The following is a 15,795-nucleotide window of genomic DNA, read 5'->3' as shown; positions in this document are numbered from 1 at the left end:
TCGCTTCGATGAGGCGTAAACGCGCATCGTAGCGGTAGGTCACCAGGGTCTGTTCGGTGCGCCAGGCTTCGTCGAGGGTCAGCGCCGGGTGAAAGCTCTGGTAGTCGATGGCGACCAGGTGCCGATGCTCGTAGCGCAAACGCAAACAGCGGCCAGCACCGTTGTCCAGGCGGCTGATGTCGCCGTAGATGTTGCGTTGGACGCTCAGGCGGTTGTCGTACCGATCGCTCAGGGCCGTCAGATGACCGTCGCGAAAATGTAGGAAAGGAGCGTCTTCGCCGGGCTGGGCGACGATCAATTCGTCCGGCTCGTTGCTCAGGTAAATCGCCGCGCGGGCCAGGCTGTTGTGGATGGCTGGACGTTGCAGGCTGGGCCGGGGAAACGTGGTGCGGCGGTTTTCCTGGTCGATCCAGATGACCTGCTCGCCGTCGATCAACAGGCGATGGGCCAGGGCATGGGTCCATCCGCGGCCGAGGCCGATGTCCAGGTCGGCGGCGCTGGTGCGGTAGAGGCGGGTGAAGACGAAGGGCAGGCGTCCGTCGAGGGTGCCGTCTTCGAGGGTGAGCAGTTCTTCGCCGGTGACCATGGACACCGGGCAACCGTCGGTGCGGGTCTGGGCGGCGCTGTCGGCGGGGTCGCCGTTGGGGTTTTTCGATTGGGCGGGGGCGTCGTCGTGGTGTTCTTGTTTGCTCAGTTGCGTAGACGGCTGGGATTTTTCCCGCACGATCGCGGCAGGATTGCTGACCGACAGAGGTGGGGAGTCTCCCGTGGTGATTTGCAAGGGTCTGACAGGCGCCGGCCCCACTGAAGGTCCTCGCCCCGCAATCACGACCGGCTTGAGCACATCGGCATGAGCGTTAAGGCTGTCGCCACCGAGTTGGCCCAGGCGTTGGCTCGAGGCCTGCAACCATGCGCGGGCTCGTTCCGAGCGAACCAAGCGCAGCGCCTTGCCGCTCAGGCGCAGGCCTATGCCTAAGCCGCCGGTAACGATTGCCAGGATGAAGTTGATCAGCACCGCACCGCGCACTTCGCCCAGGACTTCGGCCAAATATTGCGGTGGCAACATCCGCAGCCAACTGGTGAACGCCGCCGTGTAAACGAAGAGCAAGGGCTCATCGCTCACAATCATCAGCGCTTTGGCGATCGCCTCTGACGAAGTTTCCAGCAGTTGCTCAAGCTCGGCCTCGGTGAGGTATTCCAGGAGCTTTTCACTGTTGGCCTTAAGGTCCGCCAGCAGATCGAAGACCTGTTTGACGTCGTCCCACAGCCCACGCAGGGCGTTTTCAAAACCGCGTAACTGAGCTTGCTGCAACAAGTCGACGCGCTTGAAAAAACCGCTGTTGGCGAATTCCTTCCACAACGGTTGGAACTCGTTCCACTCGGCTTTAAGCCAGCTTTCGAGTTCGACGATCACGCGTTGGTAGGACGCGTACAGTGCCCTCACATGATCAGTTGTAAGATCCGGAAAAAAACTGATGCGGTAGCGCTGGCCGCGGTCGCAATGGGGTACTTCCAAAATGCCGCTGGGGCCAATCACATGAGGAATCGGATCGCCAAACGTTTCCTTGCCCAACTCGTCCTTGATAATCGGTTCCAACACCACGGGCGTTTCACCGATCGGCACGAAACGCGAGGCCTGGAACATGTGCACCAATGTCAGCGGGCCTTGTGCCGGACACCTCGCCACCACGGCGCTGACCTTCGTGCCAGCATTTTTTGCAGGCGCGAGCGATACCTCCTTCCCCACCTTGAACACTTGTTTGATGTCCAGTGCGGGTCCTGCCCAGAAGTTTTCCGCCCAGGTGTCGTAATCACCCAAACAACTGCGGAACTCCTTCAGTACCGCCTCGACATCGGGCTGGTCCGGGTCCATGGCGGCCATCACCAACGAACCGATGGCGCTGGACAAGACCAAGGGCGTGACGAGGAAATTCATGCAGGCATCTCGCGGTACAGAAGTAGGCGCGAGACTTTGCCGGTGTCGCCGGAGGAAATAAGTCAGGAAAAGAAGCAGTACGCGTAAGGTATTTCCCCAATTTTGCTAAACCGGCCCAGCAGCCACTGACATCCTTGCTCGCGATTAGGCCCACCCAGGCACCGACGCTCCGAACTGGGGCACAAACCCGAGCGATCCGGCAGCGAACATCCTCGATACGACACGATTCCACCCATTACGACCGCCGAAACCATACTGGCACGCCCACTGCACTGCCCTCCCCCAGCGCTTTTGCTACTTATCGAGGGGAGCCACCGATGAACACACAACTCAAACCCACGCTTGGCACCCTGCATTTATGGGGTATCGCCGTCGGCCTGGTGATTTCCGGCGAGTACTTCGGCTGGAGCTACGGCTGGGGCGTGGCCGGCACGCTGGGCTTTCTGGTGACATCGTTCATGGTTGCGGCCATGTACACCTGCTTCATTTTCAGTTTCACCGAACTGACCACCGCCATCCCCCATGCCGGCGGACCGTTCGCCTACAGCCGTCGGGCTTTTGGCGAGAAAGGCGGCTTGATCGCTGGGCTGGCAACCTTGATCGAATTCGTCTTCGCTCCACCCGCCATCGCGCTCGCCATCGGCGCCTACCTGAACGTGCAATTCCCGGCGCTCGATCCGAAACACGCCGCCGTCGGCGCCTATATCGTATTCATGGGCCTGAACATCCTCGGGGTGAAATTGGCCGCGACCTTCGAACTGGTCGTCTGCGTACTCGCGGTCGCCGAGCTGCTGGTGTTCATGGGCGTGGTCGCACCAGCGTTCAGCTTCAGCAGCTTCGCCTTGAACGGCTGGGCCGGTTCCGACGTGTTCGGCGCACCGGCCATCGCCGGGATGTTCGCGGCGATCCCTTTCGCGATCTGGTTCTTCCTCGCCATCGAAGGCGCGGCCATGGCCGCCGAAGAAGCCAAGGACCCAAAACGCACGATTCCCAAGGCCTACATCAGCGGCATCCTGACCCTGGTAGTGCTGGCCATGGGCGTGATGTTCTTCGCCGGTGGCGTCGGTGATTGGCGCACCCTCTCCAACATCAACGACCCGCTGCCCCAAGCCATGAAAACCGTGGTCGGCGAAAGCTCCGGCTGGTTGCACATGCTCGTCTGGATCGGCCTGTTCGGCCTGGTGGCGAGCTTCCACGGCATCATCCTCGGCTACTCCCGCCAATTCTTCGCCCTGGCCCGCGCCGGCTACCTGCCCGCCTCCCTCGCCAAACTGTCGCGTTTCCAGACCCCGCACCGCGCCATCATCGCCGGCGGCGTGATCGGCATCGCCGCCATCTACAGCGACGGCCTGATCAACCTCGGCGGCATGACCCTCACCGCCGCGATGATCACCATGGCCGTGTTCGGCGCCATCGTCATGTACATCATGAGCATGCTCAGCCTGTTCAAACTGCGCAAAACCGAGCCCAACCTGGAACGCACCTTCCGCGCGCCGGGCTATCCGATCGTGCCGGGCATCGCCTTGGCCCTGGCGGTGGTGTGCCTGGTGGCAATGGCCTGGTTCAACGCCCTGATCGGGTTGATCTTCCTCGGCTTCATGGCGGTGGGCTTCGTGTATTTCGTGCTGACCGCACAGTTGCGTGCCGATGCCCCGGCCGATGCGATGTTGACCGGGCTATAAGGTGTACCCGGCATAACCGGCGTAGTATGGAACCACTGCGAACCGTCTTCGCTCATAAGTGGTAGAGGCAATGGCCAGCGAAACTTTCGCCCGGCCACTGTCCCCTCAAGGAGAGCCCTATGCCCTGGTATGCCTGGTTAATCCTGATCGTCGCCATCGGCTCGATCGTGGGTGGTCTGATGATGCTGCGCGACACCGCCAACAAGGTCGAGCTGACGGACGAACAGCGCAAACGTGTTGCCGAGCGCAATGCCGAGATGGATGCGAAAGAAGCGAAGGATCGCTGACCCGCTTTTCGTGGCGAGGGAGCTTGCTCCCGCTGGGGCGCGAAGCGCCCCCAACCCCTGCTGACCCGGTGTGTCAGTTCTATTGTGTTCAACGCATCTGGGGGCGCTCCGCAGCCCAACGGGAGCAAGCTCCCTCGCCACAAGAGCCGCTCGCGCCGTTGCGGTATTTAGCTCTCCCAATCCGCCTTGGCAATATGCAACCCATGCAGCCCTTTGTAAGCCGCCCGCTCCGGCTGACTCCAGCCCTGCAGCAACGAATCCTCCAACCGATAAATCTCCACTCCCAGCGGACGACAAACGCTTAAAGGATCCTGCGCCTCCGGCCCCCACATCGCCAGCGACAGATCCCCACCAGGGCACGTCGACAATGCACACAGCAAATCGATCTCCGCAAAAAATTCCAGGTAATCGCCCTTCTGCGCCGGACACGCCTTCATGAAATACATGTCGTCATGATTCAGCCCGGTGCACTGGAAAATATTCAGCACATCGTGGACATCAAACTCGGTCAAACCATGAGGCAACACCGCACGCGTCAGGTTCGAGTGGCAGTGATGATGGAAATCTTCGCCGGTCAGCATCTTGTTCACGTACGGGTCACATCGCGTCCCCAGCAAATCATGCAAACGCCCGCCGTGTTCGTCGATACCGTAGTTGGCCAAGCTGTCATCGGTGATCGTTACCAATGGCCGCAGGAATGGCAGGTTCGACCACAACCGATCATAGGTGCTGACATGAGCGCCCTGCAGCTGTCGCGTCCGCGCCGCCCACAGCCGTTCACGTGGATCGTGGGCGTTCCAGACGTTGAAATCCCCGACTTGCGGACCGACCGGGGTTGTCACGCGAAAGACATGACCGGCCGGCACATGCCAGGCGCGGCCGGTGCGGATTGGGACTTCGAACTGCTCGATCAGGGTGCGTTTGTTCTGCTGGGTGCGGATGCGGTCGTAGAAGGGTTTGTCCACTTGGAGGGCGGAGCCTTTGCTGACCTGGTAGGCGGCTGGGTAGTCTTTGTACATGGCGCAGGTCCTCTGATCAGTGAGGGTTGGCGGGAGTCAGCAGGTGCACAAGCAACTGCTCGGAATCGTCGAGATAAACGCTCAGCTCGTCGTGAGCAGCAGGCTTGTCACCTTCCGCGAGCCAGTCATGGATCTGCCGGTCACGGGCAAGCCACGGCGCCTGAAAGCGCGCTTCGTCGGGAGCGGAACAAAACACCAAGCGTAGTTGCGCGACCACGTTGGTAAAAAACTCATCGAGCAACGGACTGCGCATCAGTCCCACGATGTGCTGATGAAAGGCCAGACTGTAGGTGCCCACCGCTCGCCAATCTTCGCGATCCCGAGCCAGCTCAGCGGCCTCCAGGGCTTCGAGCATGTGGTCGGCTTGATACTCGCTCAGTGGATTGCTGCTCAGAATGGCCCGCAGCTCCAGGGTACGGCGGACCTTGAACAAATCCCGCACATCATCGACACCCAACCTGCTAACCGTTACCCCTTTGTTACGCACGTAACGGGCAAGGCCTTCCTGGCCGAGGCGGTGTAACGCTTCGCGGATAGTGTTGCGAGATGCGTTGTAGGCGCAGACCAGGTTGTTTTCCACCAGCGCCGTGCCTGGGATGAGGCGACCGCCGATGATGTCGGCGCGAAGTTCGAGGGTGATTTGGTCGGCTAGGGAAAGGGGGCTGGTCATTGGTGGGGCCTTGGATTGTTGAACAATCGGTTGGCGTTAACTAATCAGTATTTGTGCCAACAGCGGTAAAGCTTCGCCGATCAACCAAGAAGCACATCCGTTGAATGGCAAAAAGGCCAGTCATTCGACTGGCCTCCCTTAAACAACCCTCAATTCACCTCCAGCTTGTCACGATTCCTATCGAGAATCGCCTTGCCGATGCCCTTGACTTCAAGCAGTTCGTCCACCGACGAAAAAGGCCCATTGCTCTCCCGATAGGCAACAATCGCCTCAGCCTTGCCCTTGCCTATCCCTGAGAGCTCGCGCTGCAAAGTTGCGGCATCCGCCCCGTTCAAATCCACCTTGGCGCCTTGCGTTCTCGCTGGCTGCTCCACCGTCTGCGGCGAAGCAACCGACTCCGGCTTGACCGTTGGAGCCGCAATAACAGCAATCGAGGCGCTGGTGAGGAAGGCAAAAATCAGCGAGTAGAAATAGCCTGTACGCATAGGTGACGCTCCATGACATCGTTGAGAGAAGCAGCTTTTCCGAAGCTGCTTCTCAAACTTAGGCGATGGTGGTGTGCTGTCAAAAATGTGTACGTTACGAGGTGTGTAACAATCAAGGCTCAAGGTGACGCTGCTGGTAGATCCAGTCGACAATCTCGCCGTCCGGGGCGTAGCCGCTGACGGTGTCGCGAAGCAACTGGCGAACTCGGGCGTAATCATCTTCTTCGATGGCGGTCAGCAAGTCTGCCAGCCTTAACTTGAGGACATCCCAAGGCAGGAAGTCTTCATTGGCGCTCATGATCATTGGATGCTGGGTCGCGACCACGTTGTCGCCTATCAGCAGCTCCTCATAAAGCTTCTCGCCGGGGCGCAGGCCGGTGAACTTGATCGCGATATCACCGTGAGGATTCTTTTCAGAGCGAACGCTCAGTCCGGACAAGTGAATCATCTTCTCAGCCAGCTCGACAATCTTCACCGGCTCGCCCATGTCCAGCACGAACACATCCCCTCCCAAGCCCATGGACCCTGCTTGGATCACAAGTTGCGCGGCCTCTGGAATGGTCATGAAATAACGCGTGATCTTTGGGTGGGTAACGGTCAAAGGCCCGCCGGATTTGATCTGTTTATGGAACAGCGGAATAACCGATCCGGATGAGCCCAATACGTTACCGAAGCGGACCATGGTGAAGCGTGTCTTGTTAACCCGGGACACATTGGCCTGATCACCGAACAGCACCGGGGCCAATTCGCGACTCAACGCCTGCAGCGTCAGCTCAGCGAGCCGCTTCGTGCTGCCCATTACATTGGTCGGGCGTACGGCCTTGTCGGTCGAGATCAGGACAAAGTTCGATACACCCGCCTGCAATGCAGCCTGCGCGGTATTCAGTGTCCCGATTACATTATTCAGGACCCCTTCGGCGATGTTGTGCTCCACCATGGGCACATGCTTATAGGCCGCTGCATGGTAGACCGTGTCAACATTCCAGGTCTTCATCACATCAAGCAGTTTCTCTTGGTTGCGAACCGACCCCAAGATCGGCAACAGGCGAACAGACAGAGATTCCCGAGCGATTCGTGGCTCAAGCTCGGAAAGAATGCTGTAGAGATTAAATTCGCTGTGCTCGAAAAGCAGCAATGTGGTGGGTTTTAGCGCCAGGATCTGTCGACAGAGCTCAGAACCGATCGAACCGCCGGCACCGGTCACCAGGACCGACTGGCCTGTAATGCAATGCGCTAGCAGATCAGGCTGTGCCGGCACGGGATCACGACCCAGAAGGTCAGCGATATCCACTTCCTGGATGTCATCCACTTTGACCCGACCACTGGCCAGATCCATAAAACCCGGAACGCTGCGCACGTGCAGTGGGAAGCCTTCGAGCAGGGTCAGGATTTCTCGACGGCGGCCGCGTGATGATGAAGGAATAGCGAGCAGTATTTCCTGGGCGCCAGTCGCGTCTATCATTTTTTGAATGTGGTTGGGTTGATAGACTTGGAGCCCTGCGATGACACGGTCGGCGATGCTGCTGTCATCGTCTATGAACGCAACGGGCCGCATCACCCGCCCCATGCGCAATGCGGCGACAAGTTGGTTGCCTGCCGCGCCGGCGCCGTAGATAGCGACCTTAGGCAGGCCGTCGTCTCGATTGGTAAAGGGCACATGCTGGGCCGCGGTGAACCAGTCGCCCAGGAAGTATTGGCGCATCATCAGGCGTAAACCGCCAATCATGATGAGGCTCAACCACCAGTAATTGAAGATGATTGAGCGCGGAACTACCGTTTTGTGGTTGCTGTACCAATACACCACCAAGGCCAGCAGTAAGGCGGAAAGGCTGACCGCTTTGCAGATGGTGATCAGTGCGTCGTTGCCGAAATAACGCATGACTGCGCGGTACATGCCGAAGCGGATGAAGATTGGAATGGCGACCAGTGGAGCCGATGCGAAGAGCCACAGATGCGTTTCGATCGGTGCTATCAACGCGTCAACACCCAGTCGCACGACAAATGCAAGCCACAGCGCAATCCAGACCAGCACAATATCCATGGCTACTTGAATTGCTCGCTTATGGCGCCTCGGGAGCCCCAACAAGACTGTTCTTAATTTATCCATGAATCCTTCCTGCACCCCTGGCCAGCTCCTAAACCCCGTCCGCTCTTACGCCGGTGGCAAACCATCGTGCGTTGGACAATCCATAACCGAAAAAAGCGAACCTAGCGTGAAATCAGGCCTTTTCAAGCTCGCCTGCATGAAACCTGACAGCAAGAATCACCAATGGCACATAAGCCACTATCAAAGCCAAGGCTCCGTCGATGTCCAACAATACGACGCATGCAGCCAACGGCAGCAGCCATAACAAATTGATTGCCATCACCGCCAAGGTCACAGGTAGATGCCGACCGAACTGACGCGAAGCGAACTGGTAGGCGTGGCTGCGATGAGCCTCGTAGACCTTGTCGCCACGAAGCAGCCGTCTTAGCAATGTGACGGTTGCGTCGACTATAAAAACACCGAGAAGGATCAGCCAAACCCATAATAATTTGGATGAAACCCAGGCAGCCTGTAGCGACAGCATTCCCAGGATAATCCCGAGGAAGCCGCTACCCGCATCCCCCATGAAAATGCGTGCGGGAGGGAAATTCCAATATAGAAAGCCAGCTACCGCCAGGGCGAGCAATAACGGAGCCACAATCAAAGATCCAAAACCTCCCAGCCAGTAAAGCAGACACGCCCCGAGGCACACGCAGATAGCCTCCACACTGGCAATACCGTCGATGCCGTCCATAAAATTGTAGAGATTCAACATCCACACCAAATAAAGAACTGCCAGGACGTGACCAAGCCAAGCCAGGTTAATTTCCACGTTAAACATTGTGATTACTGGCATCCCGCCTAGCCAGCAAAGCGCCCATACCGATGCTATGAAATGCCCCAACAAACGCCAACGGGCAGCGATGTGACCGTGATCATCGAGGAAACCGAGCACAGCGACTCCAGTTCCCGCCCCTAGCATTGACCACATAGCGTGCCAGGGCAGTAAATCGTTAGCGGCGAATATTGGCAGAGCCGCCAGGAAACTCAACACAATAGCCACGCCACCGCCACGTGGGGTTGGGGCGGAATGGGAGCTGCGGATATTGGGAACGTCGATCAGATTCCGGGCAAGGGCATACCTACGCAGCGCCCCGGTCAATGAAAGCGACAATAGTGCGACCAAAAAAAACATCAACCAAAAAGGCATAGGAAAACCAGCTCATAAATAGGATATTCAACGACCACGGGAGACGTAATCTTCTCCAGCTTTGAACAAAGCCTCCTCCGGACTTATCGGAGGACACCAAGATAAAATATCCCGAACCATGCGAGAGTCAATTGCAAGAGAACCGTAGAGTTGCTCATATGTAGTTTTACGTCCTAATAACGCTGCCCCCATTCGCACAAACATGTCGGGCAGGTAAAACAATCGTGCGTCGCGCCCCATCCCTCTGGCGATGTATTGAATAATTTGAGTTGTCGATACATCCACCCCGTCGCTTACCAGAAATGTGCGATTAGCTGCTGCATCATGCTCAAGACAAATCTGTACTAGGTCAACAAAATTCTCAAGTGCGACCATACTACGCTTATTGTCGACATTGAGAAAAGGGAGCGGAGCACCGCTTGCGATCAATTTCAACAACAATCCAAAATTACCAGGCGCGTTTCCTGCATAAATTAACGGCGGGCGTAATACAACCACCTCCATCGCGCTTCCGGAAGAAATGTCCTGAAGCCCCTTTTCCGCCTCAAGCTTTGACACGGCATAGTCTGCATGGGGGTTTAACGGAGAACGTTCGCTGAGGTAGCTATTATTTGTGACTGAGCCGTGTACGCCTATTGAACTGATAAAGATAAACCGCTTTACCCCGCGATCAGCAGCTTGGCGCGCCAAATTAAGCGTCGCGTCAACATTTACCTTCCTAAATGCTGCTAACGGATCCTCATGCCTGTCATTTAACTTATGGGCTCTTCCTGCGACATGCACGACAATATCCACATCTTTCAGCAATGTAGTCCATCTGGTTTCAGCCGAAAGAGCACCGACGCCTATAGTTTGGGAGCCATCCGACATCATTTGCGTTAAGCGGGATGTGGCCAGAAGAGAATAATTAAGTTTCAGAGCTGTGCGTAGACCGTTTCCGACAAAACCAGTGCTACCCGTCAGGAGAACCTTTTTCATAACTCTCACTATTTAAAATAACTTGCCAACTTGAACGGCACCTTCATCGCCACCAACAAAATATTCGTGTAAATGCCATTCTCCCTGCAAGCCCGTACGATTTCCAAATTTTGATGTATCCGCCACCAAAAGCCAGTTGTGCTTATACCACCCTCTCTCATTTTAACCATGACAGCGGAATGCCTTATCATTTTCACGCCTTTTGACATAAACCGGGCCATTAATTCGAAGTCCGCGGAGACTCGGTAACCCAATTTATAACTTCCATACTTTTCGAAAAGCTCACGCCGAGCGTAAAAAGTAGGGTGGGGTATCATAAATCCGAAACGGACTTTCCAAGGCGAGAAGCCAGAAGAAGAATATCTGCGAGTCACAACATCCATCTCCTTGCGCTGTACAAATACCAGATCTGCATAGACGGCATCTGCGCTGGGGTTATTTTGCAGATGAGCAACCAGATTGTGAATCACATCACTACCAGCAAATACGTCATCAGAATTCAGTATACCGACAAAATCCCCGGTGGCGGCCTGGACGCCCTTATTCATGGCATCATATATACCTTTATCGGATTCGCTTATCACCTTAGAAATTCGCCCCTCGTATTCAGAGATCAGTTCGAGCGTGCCATCCTTTGAGGCGCCATCCACAATTATATATTCGATATCAGGGTATTGCTGCGACAAAACAGACTCGATAGTATCTCTGATAGTCTCAACACTATTGTAGCAAACAGTAATTATTGAAATCTTCAACACCATCAACTCCGACCGTATATATCTTCAAAACGGACAATATCATCCTCGCCCAAGTAGGTTCCTGATTGAACCTCAATAAGCTCTAAAGGAATGACGCCCGGATTTTCCAGGGAATGTATCTGACCTACCGGAATATAAGTGGACTGATTTTCCGTTACCAGATAACTTTTTTCACCGTTAGTTACACGAGCAGTTCCACTTACGACTATCCAATGCTCAGCGCGATGATGATGCATCTGCACTGATAATTTAGCGCCGGGATTTACCGTGATACGTTTAACCTGATAGCGCGGTCCGTTATCAACGGAATCGTAGACACCCCAGGGGCGATAAACCTCTCGGTGATTAGAGTATTCTGGTCGCTTACAACTTTTCAACTGATCGACTATCTTCTTTACGTCTTGGACGTCGTTTTTATGAGCCACCAATACAGCATCTTTGGTTTCAACAATCACCAAATCATCTACACCAATAGCTGACACCAGCCGATGAGTGGCGTGCAGATAACTGTTAGTCGTCCGTTCGGTGAGTACATCGCCTTTAAAAACGTTACCACCAGAGTCTTTGTCCGCCACGTCCCAAAGAGCAGACCAAGATCCCACGTCACTCCACCCCGCATCAAGCGGCACCATGACCGCATCAGAAGTGCGCTCCATGACGGCGTAATCGATTGATATATCGGGACATTCGTTGAACGCTTGAGCGTTGACGCGAGTGAAATGCATATCCTGCTGCGCACCTGCAAACGAAGCCTGGCAGGAACGAAGGATATCCGGCGCGAAGAGTTCTAACTCCCGTAAATAACGACTGGCTCGAAACATGAACATGCCGCTATTCCAAAAATACTCTCCGCTGTCCAGATACTTCTGAGCCGTAGCTGAGTCAGGTTTTTCTACAAATCGGCTAACAACGTAGGCACCTTCGGCTATCTCTTCCCCCCTCTCCAAATAACCGAAACCCGTTTCTGGATGGGTAGGCACTATCCCGAACGTGACTAATTTTCCCGTCTCAGCCAAAGCTAAAGCACAAGCGACGCTGGCATGAAATGCCCCGACGTTCTTAATAAGATGGTCGGCGGGAAGAACCAGCAGAACCGGATCAACTCCGGAAGCGGTGGCCTCCAACGCCGCCAGCGCGATAGCTGGAGCAGTATTGCGTCCCACCGGCTCAAGCAAAATCTTGGCTTGGTCCATCTCCATCTGCCGCAGTTGTTCCGCCGCGAGGAATCGGTGTTGTTCGTTGCAAACCAGCAAGGGGAGGTCGTGATTCAGCCCATCCAGCCGTTGAATTGTGGACTGCAGCAACGACCGCTCGGCATCAACCAAAGGCAGGAACTGCTTGGGATTAAGCTGGCGAGAAAGCGGCCAGAGGCGGGATCCCGTGCCGCCTGCCATGATTACCGGAAGAAACATTGAAGGTTGTCCTTACTGACGCTATCAGGGTGCTGCTATTTCTGTTTTTGCAAGGCTAATGATCGCGAAAACCAGCCACACAGCCATTACTTCCTAGCCTCCAGCCAATGCTCTACGAACCATTGATAAGCATCGCTGAGCCCTTCCTCGAGACCAATCGTAGCTTGCCAACCCAACGCGCGAAGACGAGAGACGTCCATTAGTTTACGTGGCGCACCGTCAGGCTTGCTTGCATCAAAAGAGAGTTGTCCTTTAAAACCAGTAACCTTGGCGATGGTTTGTGCGAGCTCACGTATGGTGCAGTCTTCTCCCGTCCCGACATTAATATGCGACAGCATGGGCTGAGTGTTGGCCTGATACGTGTTTTGATCAAGCTCCATCACATGCACGCTAGCCGCAGCCATATCATCGACGTGTAAAAACTCCCGCATTGGACTGCCGCTTCCCCAGATAACAACCTCCGCTTGACTGGCTCGCACCGCTTCGTGAAAACGTCGAAGCAAGGCCGGAATCACATGGCTATTTTCAGGATGGTAATTATCATGCGGCCCGTACAGATTGGTTGGCATGACGCTGCGATAATCGCGACCGTGCTGACGATTATAGCTCTCGCATAACTTGATCCCAGCAATTTTGGCAATCGCATAGGGCTCGTTAGTCGGTTCTAATAAGCCAGTAAGCAAAGCGTTTTCCTGCATCGGTTGCTTAGCCTGCTTCGGATAAATGCAGGACGACCCAAGAAACAGTAATTTCTGAACGTTAGATAGGTGCGCAGCCTGGATCACATTCGCTTGTATCGTCAGATTTTCATAAATAAAATCCGCAGGGTACGTATTGTTGGCTTGGATTCCCCCCACCTTAGCTGCCGCAAGATAGACCTGGTCAATCCGATTTTCTAAAAAATATGCATGAACCGCTTGCTGATCCAGCAAATCCAACTCTTGCCGACCAGCACAGAGAACAGAGCGATAGCCAAGAGCCTGGAGCCGGCGCACGATAGCGGAACCCACCATGCCTCGATGGCCTGCGACGAAAACGGTCTGGTTCGATTCGCGGGGCATCATTAGTTCTCCAAAGCGACCGGGACATCATGGCCGTGTTGCTTGAGCAAGGCATGACGCTGGGCCGCCTTAAGGTCCTCACGGACCATTTCTGCGCACATTTCCTGCACTGTGATTTCAGGTACCCAACCAAGGTCTTTCTTAGCGTTACTTGGGTCACCCAAGAGGGTTTCAACCTCTGTCGGCCGAAAATAACGTGGATCCACACGAACGATCACATCTCCAACATTCAGAGCCGGCGCCAAGTTGCCGCTGATATGCTCAACAACTGCATGCTCCTCAACGCCTTCCTTATCAAAACGTAACGTAACTCCAAGTTCAGCAGCCGACCAGCGCACAAAATCACGAACTGAATACTGAACACCTGTAGCTATTACATAATCTTTAGGATGTTCTTGCTGCAACATCATCCATTGCATGCGTACGTAGTCCTTGGCGTGTCCCCAATCTCGTAGAGCATCCATGTTGCCAAGAAATAAACATTGCTCCAACCCTTGAGAAATATTCGCCAGTGCGCGGGTAATCTTACGTGTTACAAAAGTTTCGCCACGGCGCGGAGACTCATGATTGAACAGAATTCCATTGCAGGCATACATTCCATATGCCTCGCGATAGTTGACGGTGATCCAATACGCGTAGAGCTTGGCCACGGCGTATGGCGAACGCGGATAGAAGGGAGTCGTCTCCTTTTGTGGAGTTTCCTGCACCAAACCATACAATTCTGAAGTAGATGCTTGATAGAATCGGGTCTTCTTCTCTAACCCCAAAAGGCGGATGGCTTCTAGAATTCGGAGCGTGCCCATCGCATCGACATCAGCAGTGTACTCAGGAGACTCGAAACTTACCGCGACATGAGACTGAGCTCCTAGGTTGTAGACTTCATCAGGCTGTATTTCTTGAATAATTCTAGTGAGATTTGAAGAATCGCTCAAATCGCCGTAATGAAGGACAAAATTTCGGTTATCTGTGTGGGGATCCTGATAAATATGGTCTACGCGTTGAGTATTAAATGATGATGCGCGACGTTTAATCCCATGAACCTCATATCCCTTTTCAAGCAACAACTCAGCCAAATAGGAGCCATCCTGGCCAGTAACACCTGTAATTAGCGCCTTCTTCCTACTCATTTAATCACCTTCGAATAAATAGCATCTAACGACGCAATATATTGTTCATAATTGTCGTGGACACGACGATCCTTTGTCGCCTCTGGGAGACCAGCCAATGTCGCCACGAGGCCCATCAAGCTTACAAAATCACCTGGAGGATAACAAAAAACGCTCTCCTTGAACCCGGCTAGCACTTCATCCGACTCAAGATCCTTGTCCGTTCCCGGGACAATCACACCAGAACCAGAGTAAAGGGACTCATAAACGGTCCTTCCTGTGCAAAAAAAAGACTCCCCCCTAATTAAGAAGTCGATTTCTGCGAAGAAGCCGGTGGATTGAAGGTCAATAACCTCGCCCAAATATGAAATGGAGCCATTAGAGTTATCTACCATAGCCCTTAGTTGATCAATCTCCCCCCCAGCGCCCCCACCTACGATTACCAGCGCAGCGTTAGCTGGAGCAGAGGATAAAAACTGATTACAAACTTCCAGGACACCCTTCCCACTTTCAATTCGGCCAGCTAGTGCAAATACAACCTTGCCCATTTCTTTCAGTGTCTTTATATTTACTGGCAGCGCATCCTTAGGTGTAGAACCTTTGAAAGGGTTCTGGACAATATCAAAAGGATATGACTTGCCGACCACTAGAAGAAACCGCTGTTGAACTGCCCTATCAATAAATATAAAATGATCACACCCAGTTAAAAGATACTTCTGATATAGCGAAATCTCAGAAGCCAACATTTCTCGAACATGCGAAACCACCCTGATTTTTTTAAAAAGACGATACAAACGCAGCAACAATAAAAAGTCCGACAAAACCAAACTATTCAAATGGACTATATCAGGCGAGATTTTGATAATCTTATATAGCAAAAAAGGGCTACTAATCCAAAACGCAAGACGTGACAACCCAGAGAGGATAAATGACCTAAAGAAAGAAAGTCTGACGTCGTAATTATATGTTATTGGGGGCAAGAAGCGGGCCACATCCACCCCATTAAAGCTAGAAACCGCACGATGCACCGGTGAAAACAAAGACAATTTGTACTTTCCCATAAGACTGATATGCTGGCGCAAGCTCGAACCCGCCCCATATATCGAATCAGGAGAAACGTGACTCACCATTAAAACCTTCGATGTACTAGCTTGCATGACAACCC

14 protein-coding genes are annotated in these 15,795 nt (G+C 54.1%); 2 read left to right on the top strand and 12 right to left on the bottom strand.

Annotated features, from left to right (window positions below; translation table 11 throughout):
- Positions 1 to 1,936, bottom strand: a 1,936-nt coding sequence (locus tag ACLK1G_RS25070) for a DUF6531 domain-containing protein (RefSeq protein ID WP_420767822.1), incomplete at its 3' end; no start/stop codon positions are given.
- A gap of 317 nt (positions 1,937 to 2,253) precedes the next feature.
- Between ACLK1G_RS25070 and eat the strand changes: the two genes are divergently transcribed.
- Together eat and ACLK1G_RS25060 are read left to right on the top strand one after the other, a co-directional pair.
- Complete coding sequence (gene eat / locus ACLK1G_RS25065; protein ID WP_420767821.1) at positions 2,254 to 3,618, top strand: ethanolamine permease; 1,365 nt, start codon at positions 2,254 to 2,256, stop codon at positions 3,616 to 3,618.
- Between the two features lie 119 nt (positions 3,619 to 3,737).
- Complete coding sequence (locus ACLK1G_RS25060; protein ID WP_003183831.1) at positions 3,738 to 3,905, top strand: DUF2897 family protein; 168 nt, start codon at positions 3,738 to 3,740, stop codon at positions 3,903 to 3,905.
- Positions 3,906 to 4,072: 167 nt separating this feature from the next.
- On the opposite strand, the gene ACLK1G_RS25055 is transcribed toward ACLK1G_RS25060, so the two are convergent.
- The 11 genes from ACLK1G_RS25055 to ACLK1G_RS25005 form a co-directional block, all read right to left on the bottom strand.
- Positions 4,073 to 4,924 (bottom strand): urea carboxylase-associated family protein, encoded by an 852-nt coding sequence (locus ACLK1G_RS25055; RefSeq protein WP_420767820.1) that lies wholly within the window; start codon positions 4,922 to 4,924, stop codon positions 4,073 to 4,075.
- A gap of 16 nt (positions 4,925 to 4,940) precedes the next feature.
- Positions 4,941 to 5,594: a GntR family transcriptional regulator gene (locus ACLK1G_RS25050; protein ID WP_420767819.1), complete on the bottom strand. Its 654-nt coding sequence runs from the start codon at positions 5,592 to 5,594 to the stop codon at positions 4,941 to 4,943.
- A 149-nt stretch (positions 5,595 to 5,743) separates the two neighbouring features.
- A complete protein-coding gene (locus ACLK1G_RS25045) occupies positions 5,744 to 6,079 on the bottom strand; it encodes a ComEA family DNA-binding protein (RefSeq protein WP_420767818.1) in 336 nt (111 codons plus the stop codon).
- A gap of 112 nt (positions 6,080 to 6,191) precedes the next feature.
- A complete protein-coding gene (locus tag ACLK1G_RS25040; RefSeq protein WP_420767817.1) occupies positions 6,192 to 8,186 on the bottom strand; it encodes a polysaccharide biosynthesis protein in 1,995 nt (664 codons plus the stop codon).
- 112 nt (positions 8,187 to 8,298) lie between these two features.
- Entirely contained in the window at positions 8,299 to 9,315 is a 1,017-nt protein-coding gene (locus ACLK1G_RS25035) for an MraY family glycosyltransferase (protein WP_420767816.1), read from the bottom strand.
- A gap of 27 nt (positions 9,316 to 9,342) precedes the next feature.
- Positions 9,343 to 10,293, bottom strand: a complete 951-nt coding sequence (locus ACLK1G_RS25030; protein ID WP_420767815.1) for an NAD-dependent epimerase/dehydratase family protein — start codon at positions 10,291 to 10,293, stop codon at positions 9,343 to 9,345.
- Between the two features lie 8 nt (positions 10,294 to 10,301).
- On the bottom strand, positions 10,302 to 11,051 hold the full coding sequence (locus tag ACLK1G_RS25025; protein WP_420767814.1) for a glycosyltransferase family 2 protein: 750 nt from the start codon (positions 11,049 to 11,051) through the stop codon (positions 10,302 to 10,304).
- 2 nt (positions 11,052 to 11,053) lie between these two features.
- On the bottom strand, positions 11,054 to 12,463 hold the full coding sequence (locus ACLK1G_RS25020) for a mannose-1-phosphate guanylyltransferase/mannose-6-phosphate isomerase (RefSeq protein ID WP_420767813.1): 1,410 nt from the start codon (positions 12,461 to 12,463) through the stop codon (positions 11,054 to 11,056).
- A gap of 86 nt (positions 12,464 to 12,549) precedes the next feature.
- Positions 12,550 to 13,524, bottom strand: a complete 975-nt coding sequence (fcl, locus tag ACLK1G_RS25015; RefSeq protein ID WP_420767824.1) for a GDP-L-fucose synthase — start codon at positions 13,522 to 13,524, stop codon at positions 12,550 to 12,552.
- Between the two features lie 2 nt (positions 13,525 to 13,526).
- On the bottom strand, positions 13,527 to 14,651 hold the full coding sequence (gene gmd, locus ACLK1G_RS25010; protein ID WP_420767812.1) for a GDP-mannose 4,6-dehydratase: 1,125 nt from the start codon (positions 14,649 to 14,651) through the stop codon (positions 13,527 to 13,529).
- Positions 14,648 to 15,787: a glycosyltransferase family protein gene (locus ACLK1G_RS25005; protein ID WP_420767811.1), complete on the bottom strand. Its 1,140-nt coding sequence runs from the start codon at positions 15,785 to 15,787 to the stop codon at positions 14,648 to 14,650. Before ACLK1G_RS25005 ends, gmd begins: the two co-directional genes overlap by 4 nt.
- Between the last annotated feature and the right edge of the window lie 8 nt (positions 15,788 to 15,795).

This window comes from Pseudomonas algeriensis, assembly GCF_048847255.1.
Lineage (GTDB): Bacteria > Pseudomonadota > Gammaproteobacteria > Pseudomonadales > Pseudomonadaceae > Aquipseudomonas.
This window is presented reverse-complemented; position numbering and strand designations above follow the sequence as displayed.

Coding starts and splice junctions, on each gene's coding strand:
- eat (WP_420767821.1), top strand. CDS start 2,254: ATGAACACACAACTCAAACCCACGCTTGGCACCCTGCATTTATGGGGT.
- ACLK1G_RS25060 (WP_003183831.1), top strand. CDS start 3,738: ATGCCCTGGTATGCCTGGTTAATCCTGATCGTCGCCATCGGCTCGATC.
- ACLK1G_RS25055 (WP_420767820.1), bottom strand. CDS start 4,924: ATGTACAAAGACTACCCAGCCGCCTACCAGGTCAGCAAAGGCTCCGCC.
- ACLK1G_RS25050 (WP_420767819.1), bottom strand. CDS start 5,594: ATGACCAGCCCCCTTTCCCTAGCCGACCAAATCACCCTCGAACTTCGC.
- ACLK1G_RS25045 (WP_420767818.1), bottom strand. CDS start 6,079: ATGCGTACAGGCTATTTCTACTCGCTGATTTTTGCCTTCCTCACCAGC.
- ACLK1G_RS25040 (WP_420767817.1), bottom strand. CDS start 8,186: ATGGATAAATTAAGAACAGTCTTGTTGGGGCTCCCGAGGCGCCATAAG.
- ACLK1G_RS25035 (WP_420767816.1), bottom strand. CDS start 9,315: ATGCCTTTTTGGTTGATGTTTTTTTTGGTCGCACTATTGTCGCTTTCA.
- ACLK1G_RS25030 (WP_420767815.1), bottom strand. CDS start 10,293: ATGAAAAAGGTTCTCCTGACGGGTAGCACTGGTTTTGTCGGAAACGGT.
- ACLK1G_RS25020 (WP_420767813.1), bottom strand. CDS start 12,463: ATGTTTCTTCCGGTAATCATGGCAGGCGGCACGGGATCCCGCCTCTGG.
- fcl (WP_420767824.1), bottom strand. CDS start 13,524: ATGCCCCGCGAATCGAACCAGACCGTTTTCGTCGCAGGCCATCGAGGC.
- gmd (WP_420767812.1), bottom strand. CDS start 14,651: ATGAGTAGGAAGAAGGCGCTAATTACAGGTGTTACTGGCCAGGATGGC.
- ACLK1G_RS25005 (WP_420767811.1), bottom strand. CDS start 15,787: ATGCAAGCTAGTACATCGAAGGTTTTAATGGTGAGTCACGTTTCTCCT.